Annotated in this window: 20 protein-coding genes and 2 tRNA genes; 14 read left to right on the top strand and 8 right to left on the bottom strand. The window is 37.1% G+C overall.

The annotated features are described in order from the left end of the window. Positions 1–108 precede the first annotated feature (108 nt). Complete coding sequence (locus ACFIJR_RS07385) at positions 109–351, top strand: hypothetical protein (protein WP_375653910.1); 243 nt, start codon at positions 109–111, stop codon at positions 349–351. Positions 352–581: 230 nt separating this feature from the next. Here the strand turns inward: ACFIJR_RS07385 and ACFIJR_RS07390 are convergent. The 5 genes from ACFIJR_RS07390 to ACFIJR_RS07410 form a co-directional block, all read right to left on the bottom strand. After that, positions 582–658, bottom strand: a tRNA-Arg gene (locus ACFIJR_RS07390). Between the two features lie 39 nt (positions 659–697). Then, positions 698–1,003: an ETC complex I subunit gene (locus tag ACFIJR_RS07395; RefSeq protein ID WP_375626885.1), complete on the bottom strand. Its 306-nt coding sequence runs from the start codon at positions 1,001–1,003 to the stop codon at positions 698–700. Positions 1,004–1,092: 89 nt separating this feature from the next. Further along, a tRNA-Pro gene (locus ACFIJR_RS07400) sits at positions 1,093–1,169 on the bottom strand. Positions 1,170–1,876: 707 nt separating this feature from the next. Then, a complete protein-coding gene (gene hdaA, locus ACFIJR_RS07405) occupies positions 1,877–2,566 on the bottom strand; it encodes a DnaA regulatory inactivator HdaA (protein WP_375626887.1) in 690 nt (229 codons plus the stop codon). Next, positions 2,563–3,774 carry an AI-2E family transporter gene (locus ACFIJR_RS07410; protein WP_375625926.1) on the bottom strand — a complete coding sequence of 404 codons (1,212 nt, stop codon included), beginning with the start codon at positions 3,772–3,774 and terminating at the stop codon, positions 2,563–2,565. The genes hdaA and ACFIJR_RS07410 overlap by 4 nt, the downstream gene beginning before the upstream one ends. 158 nt (positions 3,775–3,932) lie before the next feature. Between ACFIJR_RS07410 and purM the strand changes: the two genes are divergently transcribed. Both purM and purN read left to right on the top strand, forming a co-directional pair. Further along, the gene (gene purM, locus ACFIJR_RS07415) at positions 3,933–5,024 is read left to right on the top strand and encodes a phosphoribosylformylglycinamidine cyclo-ligase (protein WP_375625928.1); all 1,092 of its coding nucleotides are present in this window, start codon (positions 3,933–3,935) and stop codon (positions 5,022–5,024) included. Further along, positions 5,021–5,632 carry a phosphoribosylglycinamide formyltransferase gene (gene purN, locus ACFIJR_RS07420; RefSeq protein WP_375625930.1) on the top strand — a complete coding sequence of 204 codons (612 nt, stop codon included), beginning with the start codon at positions 5,021–5,023 and terminating at the stop codon, positions 5,630–5,632. The genes purM and purN overlap by 4 nt, the downstream gene beginning before the upstream one ends. Before the next feature lie 283 nt (positions 5,633–5,915). Here purN and ACFIJR_RS07425 read toward each other — a convergent pair whose 3' ends face one another. Further along, the gene (locus tag ACFIJR_RS07425; protein ID WP_375626893.1) at positions 5,916–8,450 is read right to left on the bottom strand and encodes a response regulator; all 2,535 of its coding nucleotides are present in this window, start codon (positions 8,448–8,450) and stop codon (positions 5,916–5,918) included. Positions 8,451–8,661: 211 nt separating this feature from the next. Here ACFIJR_RS07425 and ACFIJR_RS07430 point away from each other — a divergent pair, with 211 nt between their 5' ends. Further along, the gene (locus ACFIJR_RS07430) at positions 8,662–9,138 is read left to right on the top strand and encodes a hypothetical protein (RefSeq protein ID WP_375625934.1); all 477 of its coding nucleotides are present in this window, start codon (positions 8,662–8,664) and stop codon (positions 9,136–9,138) included. Between the two features lie 52 nt (positions 9,139–9,190). Here ACFIJR_RS07430 and dksA read toward each other — a convergent pair whose 3' ends face one another. Together dksA and ACFIJR_RS07440 are read right to left on the bottom strand one after the other, a co-directional pair. Then, positions 9,191–9,607, bottom strand: coding sequence for an RNA polymerase-binding protein DksA (dksA, locus tag ACFIJR_RS07435; protein WP_015856486.1), 417 nt, complete (start codon positions 9,605–9,607; stop codon positions 9,191–9,193). A 313-nt stretch (positions 9,608–9,920) separates the two neighbouring features. Beyond that, the gene (locus tag ACFIJR_RS07440; RefSeq protein ID WP_375611549.1) at positions 9,921–10,460 is read right to left on the bottom strand and encodes a flavin reductase; all 540 of its coding nucleotides are present in this window, start codon (positions 10,458–10,460) and stop codon (positions 9,921–9,923) included. 145 nt (positions 10,461–10,605) lie between these two features. Between ACFIJR_RS07440 and rpe the strand changes: the two genes are divergently transcribed. From rpe to ACFIJR_RS07490, 10 genes are all read left to right on the top strand, one after another. Then, positions 10,606–11,292: a ribulose-phosphate 3-epimerase gene (rpe, locus tag ACFIJR_RS07445; protein ID WP_375625936.1), complete on the top strand. Its 687-nt coding sequence runs from the start codon at positions 10,606–10,608 to the stop codon at positions 11,290–11,292. After that, a complete protein-coding gene (purB, locus tag ACFIJR_RS07450; protein WP_375626898.1) occupies positions 11,292–12,599 on the top strand; it encodes an adenylosuccinate lyase in 1,308 nt (435 codons plus the stop codon). Before rpe ends, purB begins: the two co-directional genes overlap by 1 nt. 68 nt (positions 12,600–12,667) lie before the next feature. Next, on the top strand, positions 12,668–13,216 hold the full coding sequence (locus ACFIJR_RS07455; protein WP_375625938.1) for an RBBP9/YdeN family alpha/beta hydrolase: 549 nt from the start codon (positions 12,668–12,670) through the stop codon (positions 13,214–13,216). A 173-nt stretch (positions 13,217–13,389) separates the two neighbouring features. Further along, positions 13,390–14,154, top strand: coding sequence for a phosphoribosylaminoimidazolesuccinocarboxamide synthase (gene purC / locus ACFIJR_RS07460; RefSeq protein ID WP_273724109.1), 765 nt, complete (start codon positions 13,390–13,392; stop codon positions 14,152–14,154). Positions 14,155–14,232: 78 nt separating this feature from the next. After that, on the top strand, positions 14,233–14,472 hold the full coding sequence (gene purS / locus ACFIJR_RS07465) for a phosphoribosylformylglycinamidine synthase subunit PurS (RefSeq protein WP_375625940.1): 240 nt from the start codon (positions 14,233–14,235) through the stop codon (positions 14,470–14,472). Positions 14,473–14,483: 11 nt separating this feature from the next. Next, positions 14,484–15,155 carry a phosphoribosylformylglycinamidine synthase subunit PurQ gene (purQ, locus tag ACFIJR_RS07470; RefSeq protein WP_375625942.1) on the top strand — a complete coding sequence of 224 codons (672 nt, stop codon included), beginning with the start codon at positions 14,484–14,486 and terminating at the stop codon, positions 15,153–15,155. Between the two features lie 294 nt (positions 15,156–15,449). Beyond that, the gene (gene purL, locus ACFIJR_RS07475; RefSeq protein WP_375653899.1) at positions 15,450–17,660 is read left to right on the top strand and encodes a phosphoribosylformylglycinamidine synthase subunit PurL; all 2,211 of its coding nucleotides are present in this window, start codon (positions 15,450–15,452) and stop codon (positions 17,658–17,660) included. Positions 17,661–17,720: 60 nt separating this feature from the next. After that, positions 17,721–17,954 (top strand): BolA/IbaG family iron-sulfur metabolism protein, encoded by a 234-nt coding sequence (locus tag ACFIJR_RS07480; protein WP_375625946.1) that lies wholly within the window; start codon positions 17,721–17,723, stop codon positions 17,952–17,954. Between the two features lie 98 nt (positions 17,955–18,052). Then, positions 18,053–18,385, top strand: a complete 333-nt coding sequence (gene grxD, locus ACFIJR_RS07485) for a Grx4 family monothiol glutaredoxin (protein ID WP_375625948.1) — start codon at positions 18,053–18,055, stop codon at positions 18,383–18,385. Positions 18,386–18,452: 67 nt separating this feature from the next. Continuing rightward, entirely contained in the window at positions 18,453–19,709 is a 1,257-nt protein-coding gene (locus ACFIJR_RS07490; RefSeq protein WP_375626902.1) for a multidrug effflux MFS transporter, read from the top strand. The last annotated feature ends 149 nt before the right edge of the window (positions 19,710–19,858 follow it).

The raw sequence follows: 19,858 nt of genomic DNA on the forward strand, positions 1-19,858 counted from the left end.
TTGCCAATTTATTTAGATAAGCAAGATCTGAACGCCATCAGTTCAAACTTAGCAAGAGAGATCTTAAAGCACAATAAACAAGGTGAACGTGTGTGTGTGGGTGGAAACATGGCTAGAAAAAAAACACAAGACGATATAGAGCTTACAAAAGCAGAAAAAGAAATACTTCAGGAAATGATCGTCACCTATCAAAGTGTAAAAATGATGTCTCGCTTGATGAAGTGGATAGCATTCATCCTCTTTTTGCTTATCATTGATTTTGCACGCCTTATGGATGCATTAGTAAATATTTTTACACAAAAACCAAATATTCGACTCTACACATACTCTGAGACGCGCGAAATTCTTTAGAAAATGGATTATTAATTTTGCTTGTCTTTATGGATGCGATAGACAATATCTTTGTACATTTAAAATAGTGGTTCTCAAAGAATTTAAAAAATTATTAGAGAACATTGGAGGAAACAGATGAGCTTTGTAAAAGTATGTTGGAAAATTCTATTCCCGAACTTTTGTTAATGTTCCCGAACTTTAAAAAAGATTACAAAGAATAAATACATTATACATGGGTAAAAACCGGATGGTGATCCCGACAGGATTCGAACCTGTGACCCACGGCTTAGAAGGCCGTTGCTCTATCCAGCTGAGCTACGGGACCCAACTGATTATTTTCTCAATTCAAAATAGCATCTTTAATTCAATGTGTCCAAGAGTGCTGCCGATCACTGCGAAAATTATCAGAATAAGAAATAGCACGTCGAATCGACGTACGTTTCTTTTCTACACGGTAAGAGATAGCATTCTTACGCGCAAAAGCAATCGCTTCTTCCTTCCTATTAAATCTGATCCTCACCTGATTATTCATATCAGACGTTGCCGTGTACCCCATAAGAGGTTCAAGCATTTTTGCTTTCACCGGCTCATACTCTAGAATCCAAAAACCTCTATTCCCCTTACCTGACTGCATAGCTGTCTTAGCAGGACTATAAATACGTGCGATCATGCCTTTTTCCTTCAGATTACACAACGCTTGAATGATAGTTTTCCACCACACGTACCCAATTGGGTCATTCTCACACACTTAATCAAATATGGTCGGAGCGATAGGATTCGAACCTACGACCCCCTGATCCCAAATCAGGTGCGCTACCAGGCTGCGCTACGCTCCGCCATTTACATTTACTTGATGCACATTTCCTAAAATTTTCACAACAGAAGTGCAAGAGAAAAACACACTTTTTTTTAATTTTGTTGCATTTCTTTACAAAAAAGCACGTTTTAAAAATTTTTTCCCTACTCAATAACATATTTATTGACAAATAATAGAAAACAACCTCCGTAAAGAATCCAATCTATATTAAAAAATAACGAATTTCTCTGTAAGGATTTCATAATTTTCATCCTGCTTTAAGCAAACTCTCACTGTATCAAAACGCATTCTACAGATACAATTTTAGAAAAAAACGACTTAAATATCATAGAAAAACTTTCCAAAAGAGAACACAAGCCAAAAAATCAGCTGTATTAAGCTTTTTCCCCTCTTTTTCTATCTTGCAAAGAACTCTTTTATAAAAATTCTAGAATCTTCTACAATCCAAATCCATAAACAACAGACATTTTTTCAAAGCACGAAAGTTCCATTATAAATAAAATAAAGCGCTTTTTTTAGAAAAAATTTCAAATGCAAAGATGGAAAAAAGTCAACATCATACAATAAAATCTCAAAGCTATTTAAGATAAACACATGACTAAAGTAAAAAATACTATTTTTCACTCTTAACGGATATCAAAAAAGAAGAAAATTTAAATGACTTGTCTTGCCACATATTGAAACGATAATAGAAAGACAGAATAAGTAAGCCATGATAGGGAGTGTTTACGGATTTCTTCTATTCAAAACTTCAGCAATAACAGCACGTGTTATTTTTCTTTTTCTTTGTAATGCCAACTGATCAACAGAATCAATAACACGCTTCAATGAAAATAAAGAACGTTCACAACGACTTACAAGATAATAAACCGTGTCTGGATGTACAATAAGTTGCCTATCGGAAAAAAGCTTAAATGCAACAGCTGTTAATAATGCATCATCAGGCTGATTAATTTCAACGAACATCACCGAATTAAGACGACTTTTTAGATCATTTAACTTTAAATTCCAAGCGGAAGGAAGTGTCCGTGCCGTCATCAATAAAGTAGCTTGTCGTGCATCAAGATTTGCTTGCTTAATACTGTTAATTAAATGAAAAAGTTCTGTCTCTTTGATTTCATCTGCATCAATATCCTCTATCAAAAATGATCTGCCTAAAGAAGCCACAGTAACAGCCTGATCAATCTCATTGTGCTGAATCCTGAAAGCATCTGCTTTTTGGAGCCATATATTAGAAAAGTGCGTTTTTCCAGATCCTTCTTTGCCAACCAAAACTGCAATAGGTAAGCTCCAATTGGGCCAGTGATCAATAAGCTGAAAAGCCATACGATTGCTTTCCGTTACCACTAAATCCTCAAATTGAAAAATCGGATCATAAGGAAAATTTAAAGATAATTGCGTTTCACACCCATTCATTTTAGCGGCTCCGAATTTCCCCTTCGCGAATACATCTGAGAACTAAGATAAGTATGAAGAGCAAAACGAACTAAAACGCCAACAGCCGCTGCCGCAGGAACAGCAACAAGCATACCAGTAAAACCAAAGAGTGAAGAAAAAGCAAAAAGTGAAAACATCAGCCATACGGGATGTAATCCCACTGATGAACCTACAAGCTTGGGTTGAAGAATATAACCTTCAATAAATTGACCAATTAAAAAAAGTGCCATCACAACGATGATTCCTCCCCAATTATTGGGATAAAACTGGACCCATGCAATACCAACAGAAAGGACCAAACCACTCATTGTGCCAATATAAGGAACAAAGCTAATAAGACCAATAAACATACCAATTAAAAGACCAAAATTGAGTCCTGCAATCGTTAAACCAATAGCATAATAGCCTCCCAATATAAGACAAACTGTTCCTTGTCCACGAACAAAGCCTGCAATAGCTCTATCCATTTCATGAAAAATACTCCGAACGGTTTCAAGATGATCACGCGGTATTAACGAATCGATTGCTGTTACCATACGCGGCCAATCTAATAACATATAAAATGCCACCACAGGTGCCACAACAAATAAGCTAGCGATATTAACGATAGATTTTCCTGACTTTAAAAGTGAATTCAAAAGAGACGTAATAAAATCAGAACCTTCTCCCAAAAATCCTTTAATATTATTCCGTAATTCATTTGGATCACTTCCAAAATAGCGCCTTATCCAATCAAAATCATGCTCAACAAAAAAGGTTTGAATACGATTAATATAAACAGGTAAACCATCACTCATGAATTGCTGTATTTGCCAACTAATAACAGGAATCAAAATAACTAAAGCAGCAACAAAGGTAACAACAATAAATAAGGTAATGAGGACAGTCCCAAACACCCGTCGAATACCAAATTTTTCAAGTAATTGAACAATGGGATTGAGAAAATAAGCCAGCACAATCCCTGCCACAAAAGGAAGCAAAATCGATCCAAAAACAAACATAAAAAAAATGAAAAAAATCAGCGTACCAAGCCAAAAAAAGATTTGCCTTTTCATATTATTCGGCAACGGTAATTGAGTATACGCTGGCACATAAGTCTTATAACGATCACGAGATGTATTCTCACTCACTTTCTTTTTCATAAGTTGCCAAGAAGACTGACCGTGATTATCTGATATCTTGCTCATAAAATATCCTAAAAAATTCTTCACAAAAAATTATAAACATCTTCAAAATAAGGTACAAGCAAAGTTGCTTATTTTCTTATCAATATCTCTTGCAGAGAGAACTCTATCATGGCATTGCATAATATCAAAACCCGATTTTCCATTAAAGGAAGGCTCCAATGAGCAACCAAGATCTTACAAATAATAAATCCAAAGTTGGTCTTACCTACGCAAAAGCCGGTGTAAACATCGATATGGGTAATGCCATGGTAGAAAAAATTAAACCCTTTATACGCGCGACAAAACGAGCCGGAGCAGACGCAGAAATTGGCGGTTTTGGTGGAATTTTTGATTTAAAAGCAGCTGGCTTTACGGATCCTATCCTAGTAGCAGCCAATGATGGTGTGGGAACAAAATTAAAAATTGCCATTGAAGTAGGTCACCATAACACTGTAGGTATTGATCTTGTGGCTATGTGTGTCAATGATTTACTCGTACAAGGGGCTGAACCTCTCTTTTTTCTGGATTATTTTGCAACTGGAAAGCTTGACCCTGAACAAGGAGCTGCAATTGTTTCTGGTATTGCAGAAGGATGTAAACAAGCCGGTGCTGCTCTTATTGGAGGAGAAACTGCAGAAATGCCAGGAATGTATGCAGAGGGAGATTATGATCTAGCCGGTTTTGCTGTAGGAGCATGCGAACGCAGCAAGCTACTCCCTTCAAAAGATTTAACAGAAGGTGATATTATATTAGGTCTAAGCGCCTCTGGAATTCATTCCAATGGCTTTTCGCTTGTTCGACGAATCATCCAGCAACATGATCTCAAATGGAATGACCCTGCCCCTTTTGCTCCCGAAAACAGCCTTGGTATAGCACTCCTTACACCAACACGCATTTATGTAAAATCGCTTCTTCCCATCATGAAAAAATACGAAGGGATTAAAGCTCTTGCTCATATTACGGGTGGAGGCTTTCCTGAAAATATTCCACGTGTTGTTCCATCTTCTCTCTGCGCTGAAATTCATCTTTCTACCATCAATGTTCCAGCAGTATTTTCATGGATTGCCAAACAAGGTAAAATAGAAGAAACAGAAATGTTAAGAACATTCAATTGTGGTATTGGCATGATCATTATCGTAGCACAGCATGCAGCTGAAACAATTACGCAAGCTCTTGAAAGAAAAGGAGAGAGCGTAACTCCTCTTGGCATTTTAACAAAACGCCAAGATCAAAATAAAGGAATACTTTATAAAGGGGTACTGCATTTATGAAAAAACAAATCATCGTTTTCATTTCTGGTAATGGATCCAATATGGTCGCCCTTGCTCAAGCTAGTCAACAAAAGGAATATCCTGCTGAAATCATCGCGGTTATTTGCGATAATCCGCGTGCAGACGGTATTGAAAAGGCGCGAAACCATAACTTACCTATTCATATTGTTGATCGCAAAATTTACAAAACAAAAGAAGAGCATGAAGAAAGTATTTTTACGATTTTAAATCAATATAAACCAGATTTTCTCTGCTTTGCAGGATATATGCGCCTTATCTCGCCACGTTTTGTAAAACTTTACGAAGGACGAATTTTAAACATTCATCCTTCTCTTTTGCCTTCATTTAAAGGCTTAAACACACATGAAAAAGCTTTACAAGCAGGCGTAAAAATCACGGGTTGCACTGTTCACCTTGTTACAGAAGACATGGATGCAGGAAAAATCCTTGCCCAAGCAGCCGTTCCAGTCTATCCTCATGATACTGCTGAGAGCTTAGGACAAAGAGTTCTTAAAGCAGAACATAAACTCTACCCCGAAGCCTTAAAAGCATTTATTGAAGGGAAGAGCAAAATGGTAGATGCGCAGCAACAGCTTTTATCTTTTTGAGTGTATCAGCAATCTATTAATAAGCATTTTTCAATGTTTTACATATAATTCGTGCTCAGTGTCTATAATTGAAAATCTCTATTAAATGTTGACGTAATAGAGCCTATCTTTTCATAAATTTTTGCACAGAATGTGTGTTTTTTTTGAATTTTAATTAAATTTTCAAATTCTTCTTTTTTATTCAGTTCTATGACATTATCACAAGTTCTATTTATCAAAATACTCTCGTATTTCGCCTAAAAAATCTTAAATACGCAATTTTTCTATTGCATAAATTTTTGCCTCATGATGAAAGTGTTTCTTTAACTGTTAGAGCTAACTGTTTGAGTGTAAAAGGTTTAGATAAAAAACCAAAAACAGCATCTTGTGGAAGATTTTTAGCAAATGCATCTTTTGCATATCCAGAAACGAAAAGAAATTTGATATCAGGATAGTTTTTACGTACTTCCTTCAATAAAGTGGGTCCATCCATTTCTGGCATCACCACATCGGAAACAATAATATCAATAGCTCCTTTTTGTTTCTCAAGAATAGAGAGTGCTTCCACCCCACTCGCTGCCTCTAAAACCGTATATCCTCTCATTTGAAGAGCTCTTACCCCCCCCATTCTAACCGCATCTTCATCTTCAACCAATAAAACAGTTGCAGACCCTGTTAAGTCTATATTTTTATCTTTCTCTTCATCTTTTTCAATCTTTTGAGAAGTTTTTCCTTTTATATTGGGGATATAACGGGGAAGAAAAATATAAAATGTTGCTCCTTCACCTTCTTTACTTTCACAATAAATGCACCCACCACTCTGCTTGATAATTCCATAAACCATTGATAAACCAAGTCCTGTTCCTTTTCCAACTTCTTTTGTTGTAAAAAATGGCTCAAACATTTTTTCTTGTATAGCAGCAGATATACCAGCCCCTGTATCTGAAATAGTCAATTGTACATACTCACCAATTTCTAAACCAAGATGATTAAATTCAGCACTTTGTTGCTTTGTAATATTGTTTGTCGCAATCGTAACAATACCTCCATCTAACATGGCATCACGCGCATTAATAACCAAATTCATAATAACACGCTGAAAAGATGCTTGATCGACTTCAACACTCCACAAATCTCTTCCATGGATAATTTTTAACTGAACATTATTCCCCAAAAGTGGTAAAATAAGATTGCGAATATCTGATAAAAATTCAGTAAAATCAACTTCTTCAGGTCGAAGTGTTTGCTTTCTAGAAAAAGCTAATAATTGCTGTACAAGAGCAGCTGCACGATTAGCATTATTTTTAATATTGATCAGATCAGCATGAGCAGGATCAGAACTACGATGCGTATTTAAAAGAAGATCACACGACATTAAAATTGCTGTTAAAACATTATTAAAATCATGAGCAATGCCGCCAGCCAATTGTCCGACAGCTTGCATCTTCTGACTTTGCATCATTTTATCTTCAAGCGTTTTTTGTTCGGTTGTTTCAATCACAGAGATAATAAGCAAATCTTGCAATGCATCACCATGATGGGGTGGTACAGACATAATATGGAGCCGTAAATGGCATTCTTCATTTTTTTCTAAAACAGTTTCTAGAGAAACAAAATAATTTTTATTTGTCGCAATTCTCTGAAAAGAACGCTCTAACTGCACACAATCACGACGAGAAATAACGTCATAAAAATTGACAGCTTTGTCCATACATCCCGTGAGTGATGAAAAAGCTTTATTCATATGAACCAATTGCCCTTCATGATCTACCACGGCTATTGCAAAAGGACTCGCATCAAAATATTCTCCTAATATAGTGGGTAATTTTAATTGGTCGTCCTCTTCTTTTTGTATTTGTTGTGGAATGATCACAATACGATAAACGGCTTCCTCTTCTAAGAGAGAAGAAACAGAGATAAGACAATGGAATATTTTCTCACAAGTCGCTTGCGAATTTAAACATAACGAAAACTTATAAGGTAAAGAGTAACCTGAACTTTGATATCTGTTGGTTTGCAAACAGATATCACTCCATGAGCTCTTAGCGCCAACGCTATCAAATAACGAATCAAAATTATATTGACCAACTGAGAAATTCGCTAAATCAATTGAAAACCATTCGGCAAAAATCGCATTCGCATAAAGAATAGTTCCTTGTGTATTAACTGATACAAAACCAATAGGAGCTTGATCCAAGTGATTGATAGCTTCTTGAAGGTTCGAGAAAAAAACTTCTCGTGTTTGTTGTAAATGCGAAATATCAGCAATACGCCAAAATAAAAGCTTTTTTTTCTGTTTTGTGATAGGTTGAATGGAAATATTATACCAAACAGATTTTTTTGGTGTAGAATCGGTAAATATTGGTTGTTCTACTCTTAATTCCTCTTGCGCCGCAAGATTATTACAGGCTGCAACCTTTAAGCGATACGAAAGTGCACCAGCTCCTGGAAGATCAGCAATAACCATATAACAAGACACTTCAGGCTTATAAGTCACAATTTTTCGATAGTTTTGATTAGAATAATAAACAAAACCAGAAAGGTCAGAGATTACAATTGCATCATCGCTCCGATTAAAGATGCTAAAATCAAAATCTTCATGCGACCACACATGGTATCTTAAAATTCCCATTCCACACAAAACGAGTGTTGCAACGCCGATAATTGCTAGAATCAAAAAAGATATCAATATAGCCTTTTGCAAATAGCTTTGTGGATAAAAAAAACCTAAAATACCCACAATGAAAAGAAAAAATAATATAAAAACAATACCAAAAATCACAACTCTTCGATGAACAGAAGACGCTGATCTTTTATTATTATCAAAACCTTTATCCATCTCTCATTGCCTTAGATTTAGCTGTTTCTTATATCACAAAACTTCCTTTATATTCATTGTTATAAAGTATATACTATGATATTATCTTTCAAAGAAAGCTCACTTAATGTTAAAAATTTTATTTCTTGTATTTAAGTGAACCTTTTAAGGGTGTGTTTATAAATTTATCTCAATAAAAACGATATTTTCACACAAAAATGGGAGAAAATCTATGTATATCTGGTTATCAGAGCAAATAGGTGTATCTGCTGCGAAGATAACGATAAGCTTTTTGTTTTTTATAATAACAATTGTGGCTATTACCATAATTATCTTGTTTTTACGTCGTTTAAGTACGGGAAGATTCAGCAATAATAGAAAAAAAAGTCTATCACGATTAGCATTATGTGAAGTAATTTCTATAGATCGAGCACGCCGCCTTGTTTTAGTCCGTTGCGATAATAAAGAACATTTGCTCCTTATTGGCGGATTAACAGATGTGGTTGTAGAATCCGATATTACCAGTACATCCAAAATACAAAAGAGAGAAACACACACACATCCAAATTCCGCCCCTACAGAAAGAAACGATATATCGGATAAAAATCCCTCTCCTTTTACGAATCAAGCAGTAAAAGATTCAGCAATCACCGCCGAAATTGAGGGGAGGCAAGAACCATCTTTATTCATTCCTACCCTTCAAAAATAAAAATATACAATTTTATCACCACGAGTTTCGTTTGTTTATCATTTCAATGACCTTAATCATCGCGATAAACTCTTTCACGTCGTTCGTGACGTTCTTGCGCTTCCAATGATAAAACGGCTATCGGTCGAGCCTCAAGACGCTTTATACTAATGGGTTCGCCGGTTTCTTCACAAAAGCCATATGTCCCATTATCAATGCGCTCTAAAGCAGCATCTATTTTTGAAATAAGTTTCCTCTGACGATCACGCGCACGTAATTCGATTGTACGATCAGTTTCACAAGAAGCCCTATCAGTCAAATCGGGTTGACCAACATTCTCTTCCTGCAAATTTTCCAAAGTCTCACGAGCTTCTTTTAATATATCATTCTTCCAAGAAACCAATTTAGCACGAAAATACGCCTTTTGCCGCTCATTCATAAAAGGCTCATCTTCACTGGGGCGATATTGACCATCAATCTCTTCGCTCATGCAATAAAAAACCTCCACATATGCTATGTGCGGTCTATATATTGTGCAATACCCATCAACACAAGAGTAAAATGTTTTTCATAACAATCTACAAATATGTCTAAATACACTGTTTAGATTTAATCGCTTTTCTATTTAGGTTGGATTCTTGATCAAATCTCATCCAGAACATTTTTCTTGCTTACTGAGAAACTTCAAAAAGAAGGAAATCTAATATTCAGATATCAGAGTGATCTCTCCCCTGCTTTCTTATTGTTTAAAATCTAAATGAGGCAATAATAAATCATTTCAGCAATGCAAAAAAATAAAATCTTTATAAAGGCAAAGTGTGATATTCACGTTTCAAATACATCAAAGCATCTTTTTCTTTATTACAGTTGATTGCAACAACCTCACCAATCAAAACACAATGGGTTGCGTGCTCATGCCAACAAATCAAACGACAATCAAACGATGCTAGAGCGTCTGAAAGACTAGGCGCTCCCGTTTGCAAAGCTCCCCATTGAGCAACATCAAAACGCTCATTTTGTGTAGAATTGCAACGCCTCGAAAAAACATCCGCTAATGAACGATGCTTTCCTGCCAAGCTATTAACACAAAAATTTCCATTCTCCATAAACACCTGATTCTTTAAATTATGGCGCATGAGACAAACAAGAAGGGTCGGAGGATCATCAGATAAAGAACAACACGCCGAAACAGTCACCCCGCGTCTTCCCTTAATACCATTTGTTGTCACAATATGCACAGCTCCTGCAAAAAGACTCATGGCATCTCGATATTCTTGGGAAGAAACCGCGATAGTATGTTTATGTTGAAGTTCAGGCATCAAATATGTTTTATGATTCGACATATCTTTCACTTATAAAGCTTTAAAATTTCAAGCGATCTTTCCATAAAAAGATCTATAATACATATTTTTTCTTTTCCGTCATAACACAAAAGATATTTGTGTATACACTGCGATATGATAAAAACAGCCAATCAAGGAGATTTTAATGCCCCATTCTCATCTCATTTCGCCTTCACTCTTGGCTGCTGATTTTTCTAAACTTGGACAAGAAATGTTAGATGTTGTTGATGCTGGTGCAGATTGGCTTCATCTTGATATCATGGATGGACACTTTGTTCCTAATATCACCTTTGGTCCTGAAATCGTCAAGGCTCTACGCCCATTAACCAAAGCAATATTTGATGTCCACCTGATGATCGCACCAGTAGACCCTTATTTGGAAGCTTTTGCAAAAGCGGGTTCAGATATTATAACCATTCATGCTGAAGCAAGTCCACATCTTCATCGTTCATTACAAACAATCAAAAAAATGGGAAAAAAAGCAGGAATTGCACTCAATCCAAGCACCCCTGAACATGTACTTGAATATTTGCTTGATCAATTAGATCTCATTCTCATCATGACGGTCAATCCCGGTTTTGGTGGACAAAGTTTTATTCCAGAAATAAAAGATAAAATTAAGCGCGTTAAAAGCATGATTGCAAACCGCCCTATTGATCTTGAAGTTGATGGTGGTATCACCGTTGATACAATTGGGATAGCTGCAAAAGCTGGAGCAAATGTATTTGTCGCAGGCTCTGCAATTTATAAAGATGGAAATAAAGAGCTTTACAAAACACGCATGAGTGCATTGCGCCAAGCCGCAATCCTCTCACAACAAGGAAAAAAATGATGATCGCACGTTATTCCCGCCCTGCAATGGTAACAATTTGGTCTCCTGAAACAAAATATCGTATTTGGTTCGAAATTGAAGCCCATGCCTGTGATGCCCTTGCTCACTTAGGGATTATTCCGAAAGAAGCCGCCAAAGTCATTTGGGAAAAAGGCGCAGCAGCTAAATTTGATGTCAATCGCATTGATGAAATTGAAGCAATTACCAAACATGATGTTATCGCATTTCTGACCCACCTAGCTGAATTCATTGGACCTGAGGCACGTTTTATCCACCAAGGCATGACATCATCTGATGTTCTCGATACAACACTGAATATTCAATTGATGCGTGCTAGTGATATTTTGCTAGAGGATATAGATCAACTTCTTGAAGCATTAAAAAGACGTGCTTTTGAGCATAAAGAGACAATCACCATTGGGCGGAGTCATGGCATTCATGCTGAACCGACAACATTTGGAGTAAAATTTGCTCTTGCATACGCTGAATTTTCCCGTTGTCGCAAACGTCTTCTTGCAGCACGAGAAGAAATTTCTACTTGCGCAATTTCAGGAGCTGTAGGAACTTTTGCAAATATCGATCCCCGCGTTGAAGAACATGTAGCAAAAGCCTTGAGGATGCGTGCTGAACCGGTTTCCACCCAAGTAATACCAAGAGATCGTCATGCTATGTTTTTTGCAACACTTGGTGTTATTGCTTCCTCTATTGAAAGGTTAGCGATAGAAATACGCCATTTACAACGAACAGAAGTTCTGGAAGCAGAGGAACATTTCTCACCTGGGCAAAAAGGCTCATCGGCGATGCCTCATAAACGTAATCCAGTTTTAACAGAAAATTTAACTGGATTAGCCCGCATGGTACGTGCATTTGCACTCCCAGCCATGGAAAATGTTGCACTTTGGCATGAACGTGATATTTCGCATTCATCTGTTGAGCGTTATATTGCTCCAGATGCGACTATTACACTTGATTTTGCTCTTTCTCGCCTCACATCTGTCATTGAAAATCTCATTGTCTATCCAGAAAATATGCAAAAAAATCTCAATAAATTCCGTGGCCTTGTTCACTCACAACGGGTGCTTTTAGCACTCACCCAAGCAGGAATCAGTCGTGAAGATTCTTATCGGATTGTACAACGAAATGCGATGAAAGTTTGGGAACAAGGAAAAGATTTTTTAGAAGAACTCCTCAACGACAAAGATGTTATCAAAGCTTTAAGTGAAGAAGAACTTCGCGAAAAATTTGATCTTTCTTACCACACCAAACATATCAATACGATTTTTAAACGTGTTTTTGAAGAACAGTAAAGCGACATAGAAACCTCAAATCTATTCCACCTATGATCAAAAATCTGTTGTAACAAAGAAAACAATTCATGAAAGCAAATCAACTCGATATTCTTATTGTTCCTGGCTACAAAGGATCTGGTCCAGATCATTGGCAAACACGCTGGGAAAGAAAATTGTCGACAGCCCGCCGCATTGAACAACTCCATTGGTCAAAGCCTGTTTGTGAAGAGTGGGTTAACAAAGTTAAAACCGCCATTGCAAAAGCTCAAAGGCCTGTTATGCTTATTGCTCATTCATTAGGAGTTCCCAGTGCTATTCACGCAACTGTACAAAATACAGAAAAAATTTGTGGCGCTTTCTTTGTTGCTCCTCCAGATGTCGCCAATGAGAAAATACGTCCCAAACATTTAATGACATTTGGCCCCTATCATCGCCAAAAGCTTCCTTTTCCTTCTATTGTCATAGCCAGTCGCAACGATGAGTTTTGTCAATTTTCAGTAGCAGAAAAAATTGCCAATGATTGGGGATCACTCTTTGTTGATGCTGGGTATTCTGGCCATATTAACGCAGAATCCGGACACGGACCTTGGCCTGAAGGGCTTATGGTCCTCTCTCACTTTCTTGCAAAAATTTGATCCAAAAGAGGTGATCTTCTTTCTCATCGCTTATGTATCTTCACCTTTGGGTAGACGTGTAATGACAAAAATTATAAAAGTATCATAGCAATATCATTGAGAAATTCTATTAATTAGGATAGTATCATTTATCAATGTTATTAAAAACCTCTCAAGATAAATAGAGAATCATGATGAATCGTCGCCACCGTATCTATGAAGGCAAGGCTAAAATTTTATATGAAGGACCTGAACCAGGGACTTATATTCAATTTTTTAAAGATGATGCAACTGCCTTTAATGCAAAAAAACATGAAATTATCGACGGAAAAGGGGTTTTAAACAACCGAATTTCGGAACATATCTTTAGCCATCTTGGGCGTTTGGGCATCCCAACACATTTTATCAAACGTATAAACATGCGCGAACAGCTTATTAAAGCAGTGGAAATCATTCCGTTGGAAGTTGTTGTTCGCAATGTTGCTGCCGGCTCTCTTGCTAAACGTTTAGGTTTAGAAGAAGGAACCCCGCTTCCGCAATCCATCATTGAGTTCTACTATAAAAATGATTCTCTCGATGATCCCATGGTAACGGAAGAACATATCACAGCTTTTGGGTGGGCTGTCCCACAAGAGATAGAAGATATCATGCAACTTTCAATTCGTATTAATGATTTTCTTTCTGGGCTTTTTGCCGGTGTTAACATCCAATTAATTGATTTTAAAATGGAATTTGGTCGCCTGTGGGAAGATGAAACAATGCGCATTGTTCTTGCTGATGAAATCTCACCTGATTCTGCACGACTATGGGATATGCAAACACAAGAAAAAATGGATAAAGATCGTTTTCGTCGTGATATGGGTGGGCTTATTAATGCCTATCAAGAAGTTGCCAAACGTCTTGGTATTATGAATGAAAACGAACCAACACGACCAAGTGGTCCCGTTCTCGTAAAGTAAAAACAAGGTAAAAAACATCACCTTATATAAATACCCCTCTTCAAAGAAGGGGTTCTTTTAAAAAGCAGGAAGCAAGAAATGAAAGCACGCATTACAGTTACTTTAAGAGAAAGCGTTCTTGATCCACAAGGAGAAGCGATTGCCGGTGCTTTAAAAAGTTTAGCTTTCGAAGGCATTCAATCCATTCGTCAAGGAAAGGTTTTTGATATTGTTCTTGATGATCTACCTTCTGAAACCGCAAAGAAAAAACTTGAACAAATGTGTGAAGAGTTACTCGCAAATACTGTCATTGAAAATTATACAATCGAACTTTTTTAAGTGAAACGCTCATGAAAACTGCCATCATTCAACTTCCTGGATTAAATCGTGATCGAGATATGGTTGCAGCATTACATCATATAACGGGAGTTGAGCCACTAAAAATTTGGCAAACAGAAACAACAATTCCAGATGTAGATATTATTATTATTCCTGGTGGTTTTTCCTATGGCGACTACTTAAGATGTGGTGCTATTGGAGCGCGAACTCCCATCTTAAAAGCCATTCGTGAAAAAGCACAAGAAGGTACGACAATAATAGGTATCTGTAATGGATTTCAAATTTTGTTGGAAGCAGGATTATTACCTGGGACTTTAATGCGTAACGCTTCTTTAAAATTTGTTTGTCGTGAAATCAAACTTGAAGTCGTCAACGCCAAAACAAAATTTTCTCGATATTATTCTAAAGGACAAATTATTCGTTGTCCTGTTGCCCATCATGATGGAAATTATTTTGTTGATAGTGAAACACTAAGGCAAATGGAAGATAATGAACAAATTGTTTTTCGCTATGCAGAAAACACAAACCCGAACGGCTCAATGAAAGATATTGCTGGTATTGTTAATAAAGCTGGTAATATTCTTGGTATGATGCCTCATCCTGAAAACTTTATTGAACCCGCCCACGGAGGTATTGACGGTCGTTTACTTTTTCAAAGTGCTTTAGAGTTAGTAAATGGATGATGCTGAAAAAATACTCGCGCTCCATAATTTTTAAAAAACAAGGATCTATACCATTTCTCGCATCGTAAATCTATGAACAAAGCTTTTCACAAACAACAATGGATATTATTTTTTAAACACATAATTATTTAAGACCATTTTTAGTCTTAAATCCCACCAAACAAACGAACAAAATCTTCAGCTTACTGTCTATAAATATTTTTATTATTAAACAACAGTATTGCTTATAATATAAGCTGCTAGATTAAAAAAATAAAAATGCTAAATTTCGATTAATTGGACGGATAAATACTCATGAAGCCTTGCAATAACATCACTATTACACCAGAGCTCATTGCACAACACGGGCTAAAAGAAGATGAATATGAACGTATCCTGACGTTAATCGGTAGAGAACCAACATTTACTGAACTAGGAATTTTTTCTGCAATGTGGAACGAACATTGTTCCTATAAATCATCTAAAAAATGGCTAAAGACTCTTCCGACAGAAGGAAAATGTGTTATCCAAGGACCTGGTGAAAATGCTGGTGTTGTCGATATTGGCGAAGGGCAATGTGTTGTTTTCAAAATGGAAAGCCATAACCACCCTTCTTATATTGAACCTTATCAAGGTGCAGCAACAGGTGTTGGTGGTATTTTACGTGATGTCTTTACAATGGGAGCCCGTCCTGTTGCTGCTATGAATGCATTGCGATTTGGTGCTCCTGATCACCCAAGAACACGCCATCTTGTTTCTGGTGTTGTTTCTGGAATTGGTGGTTACAGCAATGCTTTTGGCGTTCCAACTGTTGGTGGAGAAGTAAATTTTGATAAGCGTTATAATGGCAATATCCTTGTTAACGCTTTTGTCGCCGGTATTGCAAAGACAGACGCCCTTTTTTATTCTAAAGCGCAAGGTATTGGACTCCCTGTTGTTTATCTTGGTGCAAAAACAGGACGTGATGGTGTCGGTGGAGCAACAATGGCTTCTGCTGAATTTGATGATTCAATCAGTGAAAAACGCCCAACTGTTCAAGTAGGTGATCCTTTTACAGAAAAATGTCTCCTTGAAGCATGTTTAGAGCTCATGGAACTTGGAGCCGTTGTTGCTATTCAAGATATGGGAGCAGCAGGACTCACCTCTTCTGCCGTTGAAATGGGTGCAAAAGGAAATTTAGGGATACAGCTTAATCTCGATACAGTTCCTGTTCGAGAAGAAAATATGACAGCCTATGAAATGATGCTGTCTGAAAGTCAAGAGCGTATGCTCATGGTCCTTAAACCAGAACTAGAAAAGCAAGCAGAAGCAATTTTTCATAAGTGGGGGCTACATTTTTCTATCATTGGGAAAACAACCGATGATTTACGTTTTCGTGTATTTCATCAAGGGGAAGAAGTTGTCAATCTTCCCATCAAAGAGCTTGGTGATGAAGCACCTGTTTATGATCGTCCTTGGAGTGAGCCGGCAAAAAAAACACCCTTGAAAGCAGAAGACGTCAAAAAGGTTGAAAATCTTGGTGATGCCCTTCTATCCTTATTGAATTCTGCTGATCAAAGTTCACGGCGATGGGTTTATGAACAATATGATACCCTTATCCAAGGAAATAGCCTTGTTTGTCCAGGAGGTGATGCAGGCGTTATCCGTGTAGGAAACAACAGCAAACGTGCTCTTTCTTTTTCTTCTGATGTAACACCTCGTTATTGTGAAGCAGACCCTTATGAAGGAGGAAAACAAGCTGTCGCAGAATGCTGGCGAAATATTAGTACGACAGGTGCAACACCACTGGCTGCTACAGATAATCTCAATTTTGGTAACCCTGAAAAACCTGAAATTATGGGACAGCTGGTTTTGGCTATTAAAGGTATAGGAGAAGCTTGTAGAATCCTCGATTTTCCTATCGTTTCAGGCAATGTTTCTCTTTACAACGAAACAAATGGGGAAGCCATTCTTCCAACCCCTACAATTGCTGGTGTAGGCCTTCTTAATGATTGGTCTAAAATGGTAACAATAAGTGGTATGCAAAATGGAGATATTCTTGTTTTAGTAGGAAATTGCGGCTCTCATTTAGGACAATCAATCTATGCACGTAACATTTTAAATATTGATGCAGGTGCCCCCCCCCCTGTAGATTTACAACTTGAAAAAAAACATGGTCAATTTGTTCGAGATGCCATTAATAGCGGTTTTATTCACGCTGCCCATGACCTTTCTGACGGGGGATTGGCGATAGCACTTGCCGAAATGGTGATTAAAGCAGGTAAAGGAATCAAAGTAACGTTAAGCAATAAATCACCCCATCATGCAGAACTTTTTGGAGAAGACCAAGGACGTTATCTTTTAGCCGTCAAACCTCACTCTCTCAATAGTCTTAAAGAGCGTGCACAAATCAATACAGTTACTTTAACAGAGCTAGGTCAAGTTGAGGGGACTTCTCTCAATATAGATGGGATATTAACACTTTCAGTAGACAAACTCACAAAAGCCTATGAAAACTGGTTTCCACAATTTATGGGTGAAGAGTAAAAATTGTTTTTTCTCTTAAGCAACAGCCTTTATAAGAAATGAATACATAGGAGAATAATGATGGCAATGAGTGCCCATGCAATTGAAACGCTTATTCGTGAAGGCATTCCTGATGCTACTGTAACAATTCGTGATCTTGCTGGAGATGGAGAACATTATGCTGCAGAAGTTATTTCTGAAAGTTTTCGTGGTAAAACCCGTGTTCAACAACATAAAATGGTTTATGATGCTCTTAAAGGCAATATGGGAAATGACTTGCACGCTTTAGCACTGCAAACGAGTATTCCCAAATAATTTAAAAATTTCTTCTTGCATTCATTCACTCAATACTATTAGAAATAATATGAGCGTGAATGCACACTTCCAAGAATTTATACTATTGAGGAATAGAGATGACTACTATTCATGATTTTATTGACAACGAAATTAAAACAAATGATGTCATTTTATTCATGAAAGGAACGCCTGACGCTCCACAATGTGGATTTTCTGGGCAGGTCGTTCAAATCCTTGATTATTTAGGGTTAAATTATAAAGGAATTAATATTTTAACTTCTAACGAATTGCGTCAAGGGATAAAAGACTACTCAAATTGGCCAACAATTCCGCAACTCTATATCAAAGGTGAATTTGTTGGCGGCTGTGATATTGTTAAAGAAATGTTTCAAAATAACGAATTGCAAGAACTGCTAAAGGAAAAAGACATTCCTTGCAATAAATCATAGATGTCTCTCATTTTATTTGCTTCTTATAGAATCGTGTTCAGTCGAAACTTTTATTAAAAGGGTGCATATGTCATATTCAGTCGACGAACAAAAGCATAGTGATGCGATTAGAGAAAAAATTGGCTATAAAGAATTTGTTATTCTCATTGCTTCACTCATGGCCATCAATTCTATAGCTGTTGATATTATGTTGCCAGCTATGCCCAACATTTTAAACAGTTTAAATGTTATCAATGAAAACGATCAGCATTATATCATTTCTAGTTATCTTATCAGCTATGGCGTCACACAGATATTTTTTGGTCCCATAAGTGATCGTTATGGGCGCCGTAAGATTATTCTTATTGGTCTTGCTTTGTATTCATTTGCAGCGATTGGTTCTGCCTTTGTATCAAATTTTTCTCTCTTGCTTATTTTGCGTGCCTTACAAGGTATGGGAGGAGCTGCTATGCGCGTGCTCACAGTTTCCATTGTACGTGATCTCTATAGTGGTCGGAAAATGGCAGAAGTGATGTCTATCGTGATGATGGTTTTCCTTATTGCACCAATGATTGGACCAGCAACAGGACAGATCATTTTACTGTTTGGAAACTGGCAATTTATTTTCATATTCATGGCAATGATTGGTTTCGGGTTGATGATTTGGATTCAATTCCGCTTGCCGGAAACTCTTTATGCGCAACGCTCTCTTTCCTTTTCTTCAGTCAAACATAATTTATGGATTGTAATAACCAATCGCACAACACTTTGCTATACACTAGCAACTTCGATTATTTTAGGCTGTATCTTTACTGCCGTTAATACATCACAACAAACGTATGAAGGGATCTATAATCTAGGACTTTGGTTCCCTATTGCCTTTGCAGTTGGTGCTGCATTTCAAGCTCTATCATCTTTCTTTAACTCTCAACTCGTTGGACGCCTTGGAATGCGGCGTATCGCTCACGCGATGCTTTTACTTTTTTGTATCACTTCATGTGTATGGTTTGTTGGCTCTATCTTAACAGATGGTATTCTTCCTTTTGCTTTTTACATGCTGTTATTCTGTATACTGATGTTTGCCTGCGGTGGTATTATGGCAAACTTCAATACACTCGCTCTTGAACCTGTAGGAGAAATAGCTGGGACCGCGTCGTCTATATCTGGTTTTCTGCAAACATCTATTGGCACAGGTCTCAGTTTTTTTATTGCTCAACAATTTAATGAGACGACCATCCCTAATTCGGCAGGATTTTTCTTTCTTAGTCTGATTGCCATACTCCTCGTCTTATGGGCGGAACGTGGACATCTTTTTAGGCAATATCATAGCAATCCTAACGAATAAATATCCCTTACGAAAAATTAATAACATCTCTCTTGAACAATAAGGAGATAAACCTATCAGACAAATAAAACATCTCCAAATAGAACACTCTTGTGTTAAACATTCACATTGTTTGTTTAAGGGTACAGCTCTCAAAATATCAAATCATT

The sequence above is a fragment of the Bartonella sp. OD88NMGDW genome, assembly GCF_042193775.1.
Classification (GTDB): domain Bacteria; phylum Pseudomonadota; class Alphaproteobacteria; order Rhizobiales; family Rhizobiaceae; genus Bartonella; species Bartonella grahamii.

What these genes read in the sequence shown, in the direction of transcription:
- ACFIJR_RS07385 (WP_375653910.1), top strand. Translation starts at nt 109, where the DNA reads ATGGCTAGAAAAAAAACACAAGACGATATAGAGCTTACAAAAGCAGAA.
- ACFIJR_RS07395 (WP_375626885.1), bottom strand. Translation starts at nt 1,003, where the DNA reads ATGATCGCACGTATTTATAGTCCTGCTAAGACAGCTATGCAGTCAGGT.
- hdaA (WP_375626887.1), bottom strand. Translation starts at nt 2,566, where the DNA reads ATGAATGGGTGTGAAACGCAATTATCTTTAAATTTTCCTTATGATCCG.
- ACFIJR_RS07410 (WP_375625926.1), bottom strand. Translation starts at nt 3,774, where the DNA reads ATGAGCAAGATATCAGATAATCACGGTCAGTCTTCTTGGCAACTTATG.
- purM (WP_375625928.1), top strand. Translation starts at nt 3,933, where the DNA reads ATGAGCAACCAAGATCTTACAAATAATAAATCCAAAGTTGGTCTTACC.
- purN (WP_375625930.1), top strand. Translation starts at nt 5,021, where the DNA reads ATGAAAAAACAAATCATCGTTTTCATTTCTGGTAATGGATCCAATATG.
- ACFIJR_RS07425 (WP_375626893.1), bottom strand. Translation starts at nt 8,450, where the DNA reads ATGGATAAAGGTTTTGATAATAATAAAAGATCAGCGTCTTCTGTTCAT.
- ACFIJR_RS07430 (WP_375625934.1), top strand. Translation starts at nt 8,662, where the DNA reads ATGTATATCTGGTTATCAGAGCAAATAGGTGTATCTGCTGCGAAGATA.
- dksA (WP_015856486.1), bottom strand. Translation starts at nt 9,607, where the DNA reads ATGAGCGAAGAGATTGATGGTCAATATCGCCCCAGTGAAGATGAGCCT.
- ACFIJR_RS07440 (WP_375611549.1), bottom strand. Translation starts at nt 10,460, where the DNA reads ATGTCGAATCATAAAACATATTTGATGCCTGAACTTCAACATAAACAT.
- rpe (WP_375625936.1), top strand. Translation starts at nt 10,606, where the DNA reads ATGCCCCATTCTCATCTCATTTCGCCTTCACTCTTGGCTGCTGATTTT.
- purB (WP_375626898.1), top strand. Translation starts at nt 11,292, where the DNA reads ATGATCGCACGTTATTCCCGCCCTGCAATGGTAACAATTTGGTCTCCT.
- ACFIJR_RS07455 (WP_375625938.1), top strand. Translation starts at nt 12,668, where the DNA reads ATGAAAGCAAATCAACTCGATATTCTTATTGTTCCTGGCTACAAAGGA.
- purC (WP_273724109.1), top strand. Translation starts at nt 13,390, where the DNA reads ATGAATCGTCGCCACCGTATCTATGAAGGCAAGGCTAAAATTTTATAT.
- purS (WP_375625940.1), top strand. Translation starts at nt 14,233, where the DNA reads ATGAAAGCACGCATTACAGTTACTTTAAGAGAAAGCGTTCTTGATCCA.
- purQ (WP_375625942.1), top strand. Translation starts at nt 14,484, where the DNA reads ATGAAAACTGCCATCATTCAACTTCCTGGATTAAATCGTGATCGAGAT.
- purL (WP_375653899.1), top strand. Translation starts at nt 15,450, where the DNA reads ATGAAGCCTTGCAATAACATCACTATTACACCAGAGCTCATTGCACAA.
- ACFIJR_RS07480 (WP_375625946.1), top strand. Translation starts at nt 17,721, where the DNA reads ATGGCAATGAGTGCCCATGCAATTGAAACGCTTATTCGTGAAGGCATT.
- grxD (WP_375625948.1), top strand. Translation starts at nt 18,053, where the DNA reads ATGACTACTATTCATGATTTTATTGACAACGAAATTAAAACAAATGAT.
- ACFIJR_RS07490 (WP_375626902.1), top strand. Translation starts at nt 18,453, where the DNA reads ATGTCATATTCAGTCGACGAACAAAAGCATAGTGATGCGATTAGAGAA.